Below are 12,736 nucleotides of genomic sequence, written 5' to 3' on the forward strand. Positions count from 1 at the left end.
TCAGCGTCGGGCTGTTCACGCGGGCACCAGGATCTGGTCGGGGACGGGTGCTGAGGCGACGACGCGGGTGTCCGTCAGTTGCAGGTACCGGCCGCGGTAGGCGGTCAGGCAACGGTCCAGCGTGTATTGCTGTAGCGCCCGCTGCTGACCGCGGTGACTGGTCACGGCCCGCAGGTCCGGTGAGGTGAGCAGTGCGACGCACGCCTCGCCGAATGCCCGCGGGTCGCGCGGTGGCACGACGAGCCCGGCGTCGCCGACGGCTTCGGCGACGCCGCCGACGTCGGTGCTGACGGTCGGCCGGCCGCACATCATGGCTTCGAGGACCGTGTAGGGCATGCCTTCGGAGATGCTGGACAGCGCGGCGATCTGCCCGACCTCGAAGGCGTCGCGGCTGGACGAGCACGGGCCGGCCCAGGTGACGGCGTCGGTGAGTCCGAGGTTCGCGGCGGTGTCGCGGCAGGCGGCGGCGTAGGCCTCGTTGCCGGCGGGGACGGGCCCGGCGAGGTGCAGCCGTGCCTGCGGCGCTGTTTCCCGGACGACGGCGAGGGCGCGGATGAGGGTCTCCAGGTCCTTGAGCGGGTCGATCCGTCCGACCCAGGAGATGACGGGGTCGGCGGGTTCGCCGACGAGCGGCGGGAAGCGGGCGGGGTCGACGCCGTTGCCGATGACGGCGAGTTTCGCCGGGTCGGCGCCGTGCCGGACCGCCCACCGTGAGTTGAACCCGCTGACGGGGGTGATGAGGTCCGACTCCCAGTAGGCGAGCCGGGCGAGGGCGCGGTGGAAGCGCAGCAGCGCGGTTTTCACGCCGGGTGACTGGTCGCCGGGGGCGAGGTACCGCTCCCGGAGGTAGACGCCGTGTTCCGTCATGAGGAACGGCACGCCGGTGCGCCATTTCGCGGCCAGGGCGACCATGGACGACAGTCCGTTGGCGTTGGCGTGCACCAGGTCGGCGTCTTGCGGGATCTCGGCGGCCAGCGGTCGGAGGGCGTGTTCCAGCAGTACACCGGCGACGTCCGCGTCGCGGAGGGTGAGTCGTGGCAGGTGGATGCCGTCCGCCCGGGCGCGGGCCCACGCGTCGAGCAGGATGTCGGCGAGGCTGGCCCCGGCGAGGGGGTGGCGCCCGGTGCGGGTCTTGGAGAACCGGCCCGGGCGGGGCCGCGCGAGCTCGGCGAGCTCACGCAGCCCCTCGGTGAAGACGACCAGGTCGGCCGCGGTGTCGCCGAGCATCCCCCGGCACAGCCGTGCGGCGGCCCGTTCGGGCTTGCCGCGGGTGGGGCGGGCGGCGCCCCAGACCGGGACCGCGGTGAGTGACCGGACGTTGCCGGGCAGTTCGACCGCGGGCCGGTCCGGCTCGGTGCCGACGATGGCCATGAGGTCCCAGTCCACATCGGACAGTCCACGCACCAGCTGGTCGCACCAGGTGCTGACGCCGCCGGTGACGTACGGGTAGGTGCCTTCGTTGACGAGGACGACACGCACGGCGCGGACCTCAGCTGCCGAGCTTCAGCTGCTGCGTGCCGTTGCGGGCCAGGTTTCTCCAGGTGGAGCGCTCGCCGCCGTAGGCGTCGCCGAAGGTGCCGCCGACGATTTCGATGCCGAGCAGGGAGATGGTGATCAGTTTGGTCCCGTTGGGCATGGTGATCGGGATGTCGAGGGCGCCGGTGCCCTTGTTGACGATGGTGACGCGCCCGTCGAGGGTGTAGGCCTCCACGGAGCGGGCCTGCAGCGCCGCGGTCCACGCCGCTTGCCGCTTGTTCTGCAGGGCGGTGTCGGCGAACTTCGGGTTCACGACGGGGGTGGCGCTGGTGTACGTGGCGGCGTACCGGTCGAGGACGGCGTCGAGGACGGGGTAGAGGATGCGGTCCTCGGCGAGGTTCGACTGGTGCGCGTAGTGCGGCGCCGGGCTGGTCGAGACGATGTGGTCGTAGGCGATGCGGGCTTCGATCGGCACGATGTACGTCTCGAAGCCGTTCGCGCCGAGCGGGGTGATGCAGGTGGACGCGGGGTTGTTCTCGCAGATCCCGCTGCCGCCGTTGGCCCGGCTGGTGTAGATCCAGTTGTATTCGTCGACCTCTTCGGCCTTCGTGGCCACGTTGTAGTAGATGTTCATCGGGTAGCGGGGCACGGTCACGGCGTTGCCGATGCCGCGGGTGGTCTGTTCGCGGCTGGCGTCGGAGGCGATGTACTTGACGCCGGTGGCGTTCAGCGCGGGGGCGAGGTTGGGGTTGTCGGCCGGCATCTGCGGCAGCGTCTTGAGTCCTGAGTGTTCGCCGGTGACGAGTTCGCCGGCGTCGATGGTGATGCCTTTGCTCTTCGCCCAGTCGACGTTGGACTTGATCTGTGTGGTGATCTCGGCCTGCGTCGCCCATCTGGTGGCGCCGTAGCCGTCGGTCGCGCATTTCCACGGTGCGACGGTGAAGTCCTGGACGCAGCCGAGGTACGGGTGTTCGTAGGTGTGGTTGATCCAGCGGAACTGGCCTTTGTTGTTCACCAGGGCGGTGGTCAGTGGGTCGCCGGTGCTGGCCTCGACGCTGCCGCCGCCGTTGAACGCGACGTCGAGTTTCAGGTTGTTGGCCCGCTGCCACGCGATCAGCGCCTGGACGTCGGCGGGTGTCATCCGGATCGGGGTGTTCTGCACGCCGGGGCCGCAGTCGTCGCCGACGGTGCAGTTGTGGGTGGTGTCCCACCGGTCGTCGGGCAGGAGCACGTCGTCGATGTGGACGCTGAGGTGGTTGCGGGTGTATCCGAGGTGGATGCCCTTGGTGAGCCAGGTGATGAGGCCGTGGCCGAGTTCCATCGCGTGGGTCTGGTAGCGGTTCGCGGCGAGTGTGACGACGAGTTCTTCGCGGCCGTCGTGGGTGTAGACGCCCATCAGTGAGCCGGTCGGGGCGTTCTGGACCGAGCCGGTGACCAGTGGTGTGAAGGTCGCGCCGGCGGGCAGGGTGCTCGCCTTCGTGCCGAGGTATCCGTAGGACTCGATCACGTCAGGGTCGCGGTCGTCGATGCGGACCGTGCCGTTGAGGTAGCCGAAGCCGGCGGTCTTGCCGGCGTCGGTGACGTTCATGGTGGCGCCGTCGAGGACGCCGCTCCACGCGAGGTCCTGGCCCACGCCGGGGTTCGCCCAGGTGTATGCGTCGATCTGGCGGATCTTGAATTCGCGTTCGAAGTCGGCGAGGGCGGCCGCCTCGGTGCCGGTGACCGCGCTCTCGTTCGGCACGATCACGCCCTGGAACTTGGCGCGGCGGACGCCGCTGACGGAGTCGGCGAGGAAGGCGGCGGTGATCTGCTGGCGGCCGGCGGCGGCGAGCTGGATCGCGTCGTGGGGGACGCCTTCACGGTCGAGCTGGGCGCGGAGCATGTCGATCCCGGTGCTGCCGTCGTCGAGGACGAGGACGCGCAGGTCGATGCGCTGCTTCGGCGCCGCGGCGAGGGCTGGTGGGGCGACGAGGAGGCCGGTGACGGCGACGAGCGCGCAGGCACCGGCGAGGACTCGCCGGCGGATCAGTAACTTCAACGTGCTGCTCCTTCGGGGGGATCTTCGGGGGCATTGCGTTTCAGGCTGCTTGGGTCTCCGGGACGGGTTGTGCGGCGGCGCTGGTGACGATGTCGTCGAGGTCGTGGCGGGCGCGCCAGCCGAGCAGTTCGCGGATGCGGGCCGGGGAGGCGACGACCGCTGCGGGGTCACCGGCCCGGCGGGGTTCCGTGACGTACGGCAGTGGGTGGCCGAGCGCGGCGGCGACGGCGTCGATCATCTGCAGGACGGAGGCGCCTTCGCCGCGGCCGATGTTGAGGATCTCGTCGTGGATCTCCCGGTGCCGCAGCGCGAGGGCGGCGCTGACGTGCGCGTCGGCGATGTCGGCGACGTGCACGTAGTCGCGGACGGCGGTGCCGTCCGGGGTCGGGTAGTCGTCGCCGTAGACGGTCGCGGGGATGCCCCGTGCGGCGGCCTGCAGCAGGCGCGGCACGAGGTTGGTGCCGCCGGTGTCGCGCAGGTGCGGCGCGCCGGCGCCGGCGACGTTGAAGTAGCGCAGCGCGCACCAGCCGAAGCCTGCGCTGGCGGCCGCGTCGCGCAGCATCCATTCGCCGATCAGTTTGGTCCGGCCGTAGGCGTTCTCGGGTGCGGTGCGGTCGAGTTCGGTGACCGGTGAGCGCGGCGGGGTGCCGTACACGGCGGCGCTGGAGGAGAACAGGACCGATGGGGTGCCGGTGGCCGCGACGGCGGCGAGGACGGACCGCAGGCCGTCGAGGTTGTCCTGGTAGTAGCGCAGCGGATGGGCGGTCGACTCGGCGACGTCCTTGCGGGCGGCGAGGTGGATGACGCCATCGGGCCGATAGCGGCGGAACAGTTCGCGCATCGTGGTGCTGTCGCGCACGTCGGCGCGCACCAGCGGCACACCGAGTGGCAGGCGGGCGGCGCGCCCGGTCGAGAGGTCGTCGACGACGACCGATTCGACTCCGGACTCACCGAGGGCGGTGACGACGTGCGCGCCGATGTATCCGGCGCCTCCAGTGACAAGCCATCTCACGATGGGGGCAACGAGGGTCTATCACTACGAATCGGGCAACTGTCGGGTTCCTGACAGTTGGTGCACCCGAAAGTCCTACCGAAGTCCCTCCACCGGTCCCGTAACTCCAGTGTGCACCCCGGCTGGACCTGCGCATTCCCTTTTTATGGCGAAACGCCCGAAATGTACGTCCTGAGGGAGTGGGGCGCTCCGCAACGCCCGGCGACTCGACCGGCGCGCTGCTCAACGCGGTCCGCGCGCATGCCCGGCACCTGTGGGGCGAAAGTGTCAGGGGCGGAGCAGGCGGGCGGCGTCCAGCGCCCAGTACGTGAGGATCAGCTGGGCGCCGGCGCGGCGGATCGAGGTGAGGGTCTCCAGGACGACGCGGTCGCGGTCGAGCCAGCCGTTGGCGACCGCGGCCTCGACCATCGCGTATTCGCCGGAGACCTGATAGGCGGCGACCGGCACGTCGACCGACTCGGCGACCCTGGTCAGCACGTCCAGGTACGGCAGGGCCGGCTTGACCATGACCATGTCGGCGCCCTCGGCGACGTCGAGGGCGACCTCGCGCAGCGCCTCGCGGAGGTTGCCGGGGTCCTGCTGGTAGGTCTTGCGGTCGCCGACCAGGGCGGACTCGACGGCCTCGCGGAAGGGGCCGTAGAAGGCGCTGGCGTACTTGACGGCGTACGCGAGCAGCGACACGTCCGTGAATCCGGCCGCGTCCAGGGCCCGCCGGACGACGCCGACCTGGCCGTCCATCATGCCGGAGGGGCCGAGGACGTGGGCGCCGGCCGTGGCCTGGGCGACGGCCAGGTCGGCGTACGCGGCCAGGGTGGCGTCGTTGTCGACCTCGCCGTTGGCGTCGAGCAGGCCGCAGTGCCCGTGTGAGGTGAACTCGTCGAGGCACAGGTCGCTCATGACGACGGTCGCGTCACCGACCTCGGCGACGACGTCGCGGATGGCGACGTTGAGGATGCCGTCGGGGTCGGTGCCGGCGGAGCCGGTCTCGTCGCGGGTCTCGGGGACGCCGAAGAGCATGATGCCGCCGAGCCCTGCCTGGGCCGCTTCGACGGCGGCCTTCCGCAGGGACTCGCGCGAGTGCTGGACGACGCCGGGCAGCGACGAGATGGGTCGCGGCTCGGTGAGGCCCTCTTTGACGAACATGGGCAGGATGAGGTTCGACGGCTCGACGTGTGTCTCGGCGACGAGCCGTCGCATCGCTGGGTTACGACGCAGCCGGCGTGGGCGGACGGTCGGGTAACCAGCCATGACGGAACCTCCTGCAGACTTCTACCGGAACCGCAGCGCGGTCGGGCCCTGGACCTTGGAGCCGCGGCGCTGCTTCGCGGGCATCGCGGCGAGCTTCTCGCGCAGTTCGACGGCGTAGCCGGCGAGCGCCTCGACCAGGTCGGGCACGGAGGCGTGCGGCGGCTGGACGTCGACGCGGAGCCCGAACTCGACGGCGGTGTCGGCGGTCTTGGGACCGATGACGGCGACGACGGTGCGGGCGTGCGGCTTGCCGGCGATGCCGACGAGGTTGCGGACGGTGGACGACGAGGTGAAGAGGACCGCGTCGAAGCCGCCGGACTTGATGGCGTCGCGGATGTCGGCCGGCGGCGGGGCCGCGCGGACGGTCCGGTAGGCGGTGACGTCGTCGACCTCCCACCCGAGTTCGGTGAGCCCGGCGGCGAGGGTCTCGGTGGCGATGTCGGCACGGGGCAGCAGCACCCGGCCGACAGGGTCGAGGATCTCGTCGTGCGGGGAGAACTCGGCGAGGAGCCCCTCGGAGGACTGGTCGCCGGCGGGGATGAGCTCGGGGACGATGCCGAAGCCGCGGACGGCCTCCGCGGTCGCCTCGCCGATGCAGGCGACCTTGACGCCGCCGAAGTGGCGGGCGTCGAGGCCGTGCTCGGCGAACTTCTCCCAGACGGCGCGGACGGCGTTGACGGAGGTGAAGACCGTCCACGCGTAGCGGCCGTCGACGAGGCCCTTGATCGCGCGTTCCATCTGCGCCGGGGTGCGGGGCGGCTCGACGGCGATGGTCGGGACCTCGCACGGGATGGCGCCGTAGGCGCGCAGCCGCTCGCTCATCGCGCCGGCCTGCTCCTTGGTGCGGGGGACGAGGACCTTCCACCCGTACAGGGGCCGGTTCTCCCACCAGCCGAGCTTCTCGCGCTGGGCGACGCCGGAGCCGAGGCAGAGCACGACCCGCCCGGCGAAGCCGAGGGCGGCGGCGACCATGCTGTCGACGGTGGTGGCGGAGCTGTACTGGGTCTCGCCGGTGCCGTCGCCGGTGACGGAGACGGGGGTGCTCGCGTCGACGCCGGCGGCGAGGAGCCCGTCGCGGACGGCGGCGAGGTCACCGGCGTCGACGGCGAGGGCGGAGGAGCCCCGGCTGACGGCGGCGGCGATCGACTCGAAGTCCACGGACTGGACGTCGTCGACGTCGGCGGTGACGCGGACCCCGGGCAGCGGGACACCGGCGTACGTGGCGACGCCCGCGGCCTGACCGATGCCGGGGACGACCTCGAACGGGACGGCGGTGCGGGCGACGGCCTGCACCTCCTTGAGGACGGTGTCGTGGGCGAGCGGGTCGCCGCCGACGAGGTGGATGGCGCGCAGCCCGGACCGGGCGGCGGACAGCAGCACCTTGGCGACGTCGCCGGGCGCTCCCTCGGCAGGGGAGAACTGCGTCTCGGGGTCGGCGTCGGCGCGGATCACGCTGAGCAGCGACTCGGGGACGTTGCGGTCGTAGACGATGTGGTCGGCGGACACCAGCGCCTCATGGGCGCGACGCGTCAGCAGGCCTGGATCGCCGGGGCCGGCCCCGACGAAGGCGATCCGGCCGGTGCTGCCCTTACGGGTGCGGGTCATGCTGCACTCCCAGTGCGTTGTCGGCGCCTTCTTCGCGCAGGTCACGGGCCAAGGCTCGGCCCACCTCCGCGGCGTCGGCGAGCGTTCCGGTGCGTGACAGCCGGAGGGCGAACCCGCCGTCCGGGCTGAAGACCGCACCGCGCAGATAGATCTCCGGGCCGTCGTCGCCTTCTGCGACCTCGGCCAGTGCCGCGATCGGGGCGGAGCATCCCGCCTCGAGCTCGGCCAACAGCGCCCGCTCGGCGGTGACCGCCGCGCGGGTGTATTCGTCGTCGAGCGCGGCGAGGAGTTCGCGCAGCTCGGCATCGTCTTCCCGGCACTCGACCGCGAGTGCGCCCTGCGCGGGGGCGGGCAGCATCAGCAGCGGGTCGAGGACCTCGGTGGCTTCGGCGGCGCGGCCGAGGCGGGTCAGGCCGGCGTGGGCGAGCACGATCGCGTCGAACTCGCCCTCGGCGAGCTTGCGCAGGCGGGTGTCGACGTTGCCGCGCAGCGGCAGCGGCTCGAACCGGCGGCCGAGGGCGTTGAGCTGGGCGACGCGGCGCAGGGCGCCGGTGCCGATGCGGGCGCCGACGGGCAGCTCGTTGAGGGTGAGGCCGCCGCGGGCGACGAGCGCGTCGCGGGGGTCGTTACGCGGCGGGACGGCGGCGATGACGAGACCGTCGGCGGGCGCGGTCGGCAGGTCCTTGTACGAGTGGACCGCGAAGTCGATCTCCTTGGCGAGCAGCGCGTCGCGCAGGGCGGAGACGAAGACGCCGACGCCGAGGGTCTGGATGGGCGCGCTGGAGCGGTCGCCGGGGGTGACGATCTCGACGAGGTCGACGTCGCGGCCGGTCCGCTCGCGGACGGCGGCGGCGACGGTGCCGGACTGCGCCATGGCCAGCGCGCTGCCCCGTGTGCCGAGTTTGTAGGTCATGGGTGCACCTCGCCTGCGGCGGCCGGGTCGATGTCTGATGTGGGGATCTGCAGGTCGAACAGTTCCCGGAGCGCCTGAGCGTATGCCTCGCCACCGGGTTCGGCGGCGAGTTGCCGGACCCGGACGGTCGGCTGGTGGAGCAGTCGCTGGACGATCCGGTGGATGCTGTGGGCCACTTCGGCACGGTGCGTGTCGGTGAGCTCGGGGCAGCGCTGGGCGAGCCGGCCGAGCTCGGCCTCGACGACCTCGTCGGCGCGGGCGCGCAGGGCGGCGACGGTCGGTGCGACGTCGGCGCCGCGCAGCCAGGTGAGGAACGCCTCGACCTCGCCGGCGACGATGTCCTCGGCGGCGCGCTGCTCGGCGTCGGCGGTCGTGGACAGCGACTCGGACAGCAGCTCGATGTCGACGAGGGTGATGCCGGGCAGGTCGCCGACGCCGGGTGCGACGTCGCGCGGCAGGGCAAGGTCGAGGATGAGCAGTGGGTGACCGGCGGCGCCGACGAGGGCCGCGTCCAGGACCGGCTCGGGTGAGGCGGTGGCGCTGACGACGACGTCGACCTGCTCGAGTGCGGTCGGCAGGGTGGCGTACGGCACTGCGATGGCGCCGTGCAGCTCGGCGAGGCGTTCGGCCCGCTCGTGGCCACGGTTGGTGACGTACAGCGGGTTCGCGCCGGCGCGGCGCAGCGTGGCGAGGGACAGGGCGCCCATCGCGCCGGCGCCGATGACAAGGGCAGGGCGATCTTCCACGGGGCCGGTGGCGCCCTGGCCGTAGGCGAGGGCGGCGCTGACGACGCTCTGCCCGGCGCGGTCGATCTCGGTCTCGGCGTGGACGCGTTTGCCGACGCGCAGCGCCTGCTGCAGCAGCTCGTGCAGGACGCGGCCGGCGGTGCCCTGATCGGCGGCGGTGCCGTAGGCGTCGCGGAGCTGCCCGAGGATCTGCGCCTCACCGACGACCATGGAGTCGAGGCCGGCGGCGACGCGGAAGGCGTGGCGGACGGCGTCGACCTCGTAGTGGACGTAGAGCCGGCCGGCGAGGTCGCCGACGGTGGTCGCCGCGCGGGTGGCGAGGACGCCGCCGATGTCGGCGAGGGCGCCGTGGAAGGCGGTGACGGCGGCGTAGATCTCGACCCGGTTGCAGGTCGACAGGACGACGGCCTCGTCGATGTACGGCTGGGCGGCGATGTCGGCGAGCAGGGTGGGCAGCTCGTCGCCGCTGACGGCGAGGCGCTCCAGGAGCGGGACTCCGGCGGTCCGGTGCGAGATCCCGACGACGAGCAGGTTGGAGCCGGTCATGCCGTCACCCGCGCTGCGGTCCGGTGCGAGATCCCTGCGACGAGAAGGTTCACGTGGCCACCGCCTCCCCGCCGAGCCGGTTGGCCATGCCGACCCGCCCGGGCTTCTGCACCGCGGCGGGCAGCGCGGTGAGCGCTGACTTGCGGTGCTCGTGGAAGGACAGGATTTGCAGTTCGATGGCCAGATCGACCTTACGCACGTCGACGCCGTCGGGAACGTTCAAAACACAGGGTGCGAAATTCAGGACACTGGTGACGCCGGCCTCGACGAGCCGGTCGGCGACGTGCTGCGCGGCGTGCGCGGGGGTGGCGATCACGGCGATGGAGATGGACTCCTGCTCGACGACCTCGGGCAGGTCGTCGATGTGGCGCACGACGAGGCCGTTGATGTGTTCGCCGACGCGGCCGTGGTCGGCGTCGAAGAGGGCGGCGATGCGGAAGCCGCGGGTGCCGAAGCCTGCGTACCCGGCAAGAGCGTGACCGAGATTACCCACGCCGACGAGGGCGACGGCCCTGCGGTGGGTGAGGCCCAGGACCTGTTCGATCTGGTCGATGAGCAGCGTCACGTCGTAGCCGACGCCGCGGGTGCCGGTGCGGCCGAGATGGGAGAGGTCTTTGCGGAGCTTGGCGGAGTTGACGCCGGCGGCCGCTGCGAGGCCCTCCGAGGAGACCGTGTCGTGCCCGTCCTCTGCGAGGTGGTGCAGGGCGCGCAGGTATTCCGGAAGCCTGGCGACGGTCGCCTCCGGGAGGTCCGGAAAGTCCGGTCCGCCGGTGGGGCCGGTGCGCTGCTGGCTCATGAGTCTCCGTGACGACGACGGTATGCGAGGCCGCTCGCGATGGCGGTGACCGCCTGTGCTAGCGGGGTTCGTCGTTGCAACAGAATAGGCGCTTGTGAAGCCGTGCACAAATCGCGATCTTGAAGCGCCGACGTCAACCATGTAGAGGTCAGCGCCCGCCCGTGCGGTCCACGTACACATGGAATGCCCCCGCGGCACCTGCGTGCCCCTTTCCCCGGACCTGGCCGGCAGCGGGCGGGCGCTCGATGAAGTATCACTACAAAATTGGGCATATTGCCACCAACACGCCGGTGCGTTTTTTCTCCACCCGTAGCGACACTACACGTGCCGGTAGGGTTGCCCCTACTACCGAGTGGCCGGGCGGCGGGATGGGATGAGCGAGGCCCCGTGAATAGCGTCGATGACATGACAACGACCATCACCCCTCGCCACCGTGGCATCTTCCGTCAGCTCGGCGTCGACACGCAGTACGTGCTGCTCGGCTTCCCTCTCGGCCTCGTGACCCTGGTGCTCTTCCTCGTCGGTTTCGCCCTCGGCCTGGGGTTGCTCGTCATGGTGATCGGCTTCCCGATCCTGGTCGCGACGCTCTTCCAGGCCCGCGGATTCGCCACCGTCGAACGCGCCCGGATCGGACCCGTGCTCAGGACCCGGCTACCACACCCGTACTACAAGAAACCCGACCCTGACGACGGCTTCTGGCGCAAGATGCTGGTGCCGCTCAGCGACGGCCAGTCATGGCTGGACCTGCTGCACGGGATCCTGCGCTTCATCCCGAGCACGATCGCCTTCGCGTTCGTCGTCACGTGGTGGGCCGGGGCCCTCGGCGGTGTGACCACGATTCTATGGGACTGGTCGATCCCCCGCCCGCCGGACAACAAGGACCTCAACGAGCTCATCGGCCTCGGCAGCGGCGACAACGTGCGGATCCTGCTGTACACGGGCATCGGGGTGATTTTCGCGCTCACCCTCCTGCCGGTCGTCCGCGGCGCGGCGCAGCTGGAGGCGCAGTTCGCCCGGGCACTGCTCAACGGCGTCAACGAGCTGCGGGAGCGGGTCGCGGAGGCCGAGGCCGGCCGGGACGCCGCCCGGGCGCAGCGGGAGGCGGCCGTGTCCGCCGAGGCGACCGCGCTGCGCCGGCTCGAGCGGGACATCCACGACGGGCCGCAGCAGCGCCTCGTCCGGCTGGCGATGGACCTCGGCCGGGCCGACCTGCAGTTCGAGTCAGACCCGCAGGCGGCGCGCGCCACGGTCGCCGAGGCCCTCGCCCAGACCCGGGAGACCCTGGACGAGCTGCGGGCCCTGTCGCGGGGCATCGCGCCGCCGATCCTGGTCGACCGCGGGCTGCGGGCCGCGCTGACCGCGCTCGCCGGCCGGTCGCCGGTGCCGGTGGACCTGGAGCTGCCGGAGATCGACGACCGGCTCGCGGAGAGCCTGGAGACCACGACCTACTTCGTCGTCGCGGAGGCGCTGACCAACGTCGCGAAGCACAGTGGCGCCGAGGAGGTCACGGTGCGGTTGCAGCGCTCGGCGTACGGGCTGCTGGTCACCGTCGAGGACGACGGGGTCGGCGGCGCCAGCCTCGCCAAAGGCCACGGCCTGACCGGCCTCATGGACCGGGTCAAGGCGGCCGGCGGTGAGATGACCGTCACCAGTCCCGCCGGCGGCGGCACCCGCCTGACCGCCATCCTGCCCACCTGACGGGCGCGTCTCAGCTCTGCAGATACGTCAGCACCGCCAGCACCCGGCGGTGCTGTTCGTCGTCCGGGGGCAGGTCGAGCTTGGTGAAGATGTTCTTGACGTGCTTCTCGACGGCGCCGTCGGTGACGACGAGCTTGCGGGCGATCGCCGTGTTGGAGCGGCCCTCCGCCATCAGGCCGAGCACCTCCCGCTCCCGCGGGGTGAGGCTGCGCAGCGGGTCGTCGCGGCGGCGGCGGACCAGCAGCTGCCCCACGACCTCCGGGTCGAGGACGGTCGCGCCGGTCGCGACCCGCCGCATCCCGTCGAGGAAGTCGGCGACCTCCGACACGCGGTCCTTGAGCAGGTAGCCGACGGCTCCGGCACGGTCGGCGAGCAGGTCGTCGGCGTAGGACACCTCGACGTACTGCGACAGCACCAGGATCGGGGTGCCGGGGACCCGCCGGCGGGCCTCGACGGCGGCGCGCAGGCCCTCATCGGTGTGCGACGGCGGCATCCGCACGTCGACGATCGCGACGTCGGGCCGGTGCTCGACGACCGCCTCGACGAGGCTGGGACCGTCACCGACGGCCGCGACGACCGTGTGGCCGCTCTCGGTGAGCAGCCGGACAAGGCCCTCCCGCAGGAGCACCGCGTCATCCGCGACGACCACCCTCAAGCC

At 71.8% G+C, this 12,736-nt stretch carries 10 protein-coding genes; 1 reads left to right on the plus strand and 9 read right to left on the minus strand.

The features are described 5' to 3' along the window. Positions 1 to 15: 15 nt before the first annotated feature. The 8 genes from pelF to ABZS58_RS20010 all read right to left on the minus strand — a co-directional run bounded on the left by pelF (position 16) and on the right by ABZS58_RS20010 (position 10,380). A complete protein-coding gene (pelF, locus tag ABZS58_RS19975; RefSeq protein ID WP_354783447.1) occupies positions 16 to 1,479 on the minus strand; it encodes a GT4 family glycosyltransferase PelF in 1,464 nt (487 codons plus the stop codon). Positions 1,480 to 1,489: 10 nt separating this feature from the next. Then, on the minus strand, positions 1,490 to 3,514 hold the full coding sequence (locus ABZS58_RS19980; RefSeq protein WP_354783449.1) for a hypothetical protein: 2,025 nt from the start codon (positions 3,512 to 3,514) through the stop codon (positions 1,490 to 1,492). 40 nt (positions 3,515 to 3,554) lie between these two features. Continuing rightward, a complete protein-coding gene (galE, locus tag ABZS58_RS19985; protein ID WP_354783451.1) occupies positions 3,555 to 4,526 on the minus strand; it encodes a UDP-glucose 4-epimerase GalE in 972 nt (323 codons plus the stop codon). 267 nt (positions 4,527 to 4,793) lie between these two features. Beyond that, positions 4,794 to 5,774: a porphobilinogen synthase gene (gene hemB / locus ABZS58_RS19990; RefSeq protein ID WP_354783453.1), complete on the minus strand. Its 981-nt coding sequence runs from the start codon at positions 5,772 to 5,774 to the stop codon at positions 4,794 to 4,796. A gap of 21 nt (positions 5,775 to 5,795) precedes the next feature. Continuing rightward, positions 5,796 to 7,379: a uroporphyrinogen-III synthase gene (locus ABZS58_RS19995; protein ID WP_354783455.1), complete on the minus strand. Its 1,584-nt coding sequence runs from the start codon at positions 7,377 to 7,379 to the stop codon at positions 5,796 to 5,798. Then, positions 7,363 to 8,292, minus strand: coding sequence for a hydroxymethylbilane synthase (gene hemC / locus ABZS58_RS20000; protein ID WP_354783457.1), 930 nt, complete (start codon positions 8,290 to 8,292; stop codon positions 7,363 to 7,365). Before hemC ends, ABZS58_RS19995 begins: the two co-directional genes overlap by 17 nt. Further along, positions 8,289 to 9,584 (minus strand): glutamyl-tRNA reductase, encoded by a 1,296-nt coding sequence (locus ABZS58_RS20005; RefSeq protein WP_354783459.1) that lies wholly within the window; start codon positions 9,582 to 9,584, stop codon positions 8,289 to 8,291. Before ABZS58_RS20005 ends, hemC begins: the two co-directional genes overlap by 4 nt. 49 nt (positions 9,585 to 9,633) lie before the next feature. Continuing rightward, positions 9,634 to 10,380 carry a redox-sensing transcriptional repressor Rex gene (locus ABZS58_RS20010; protein ID WP_344511596.1) on the minus strand — a complete coding sequence of 249 codons (747 nt, stop codon included), beginning with the start codon at positions 10,378 to 10,380 and terminating at the stop codon, positions 9,634 to 9,636. Between the two features lie 405 nt (positions 10,381 to 10,785). Between ABZS58_RS20010 and ABZS58_RS20015 the strand changes: the two genes are divergently transcribed. Further along, positions 10,786 to 12,078, plus strand: a complete 1,293-nt coding sequence (locus ABZS58_RS20015; protein ID WP_354783461.1) for a sensor domain-containing protein — start codon at positions 10,786 to 10,788, stop codon at positions 12,076 to 12,078. A gap of 10 nt (positions 12,079 to 12,088) precedes the next feature. On the opposite strand, the gene ABZS58_RS20020 is transcribed toward ABZS58_RS20015, so the two are convergent. Next, positions 12,089 to 12,733, minus strand: a complete 645-nt coding sequence (locus tag ABZS58_RS20020; RefSeq protein WP_354783641.1) for a response regulator transcription factor — start codon at positions 12,731 to 12,733, stop codon at positions 12,089 to 12,091. Between the last annotated feature and the right edge of the window lie 3 nt (positions 12,734 to 12,736).

This window comes from Dactylosporangium sp. NPDC005555 (assembly GCF_040605635.1).
In the GTDB taxonomy this organism is placed as follows: Bacteria; Actinomycetota; Actinomycetes; order Mycobacteriales; family Micromonosporaceae; genus Dactylosporangium.

What these genes read in the sequence shown, in the direction of transcription:
- hemB (WP_354783453.1), bottom strand. Translation starts at nt 5,774, where the DNA reads ATGGCTGGTTACCCGACCGTCCGCCCACGCCGGCTGCGTCGTAACCCA.
- ABZS58_RS19995 (WP_354783455.1), bottom strand. Translation starts at nt 7,379, where the DNA reads ATGACCCGCACCCGTAAGGGCAGCACCGGCCGGATCGCCTTCGTCGGG.
- hemC (WP_354783457.1), bottom strand. Translation starts at nt 8,292, where the DNA reads ATGACCTACAAACTCGGCACACGGGGCAGCGCGCTGGCCATGGCGCAG.
- ABZS58_RS20005 (WP_354783459.1), bottom strand. Translation starts at nt 9,584, where the DNA reads ATGACCGGCTCCAACCTGCTCGTCGTCGGGATCTCGCACCGGACCGCC.
- ABZS58_RS20010 (WP_344511596.1), bottom strand. Translation starts at nt 10,380, where the DNA reads ATGAGCCAGCAGCGCACCGGCCCCACCGGCGGACCGGACTTTCCGGAC.
- ABZS58_RS20015 (WP_354783461.1), top strand. Translation starts at nt 10,786, where the DNA reads ATGACAACGACCATCACCCCTCGCCACCGTGGCATCTTCCGTCAGCTC.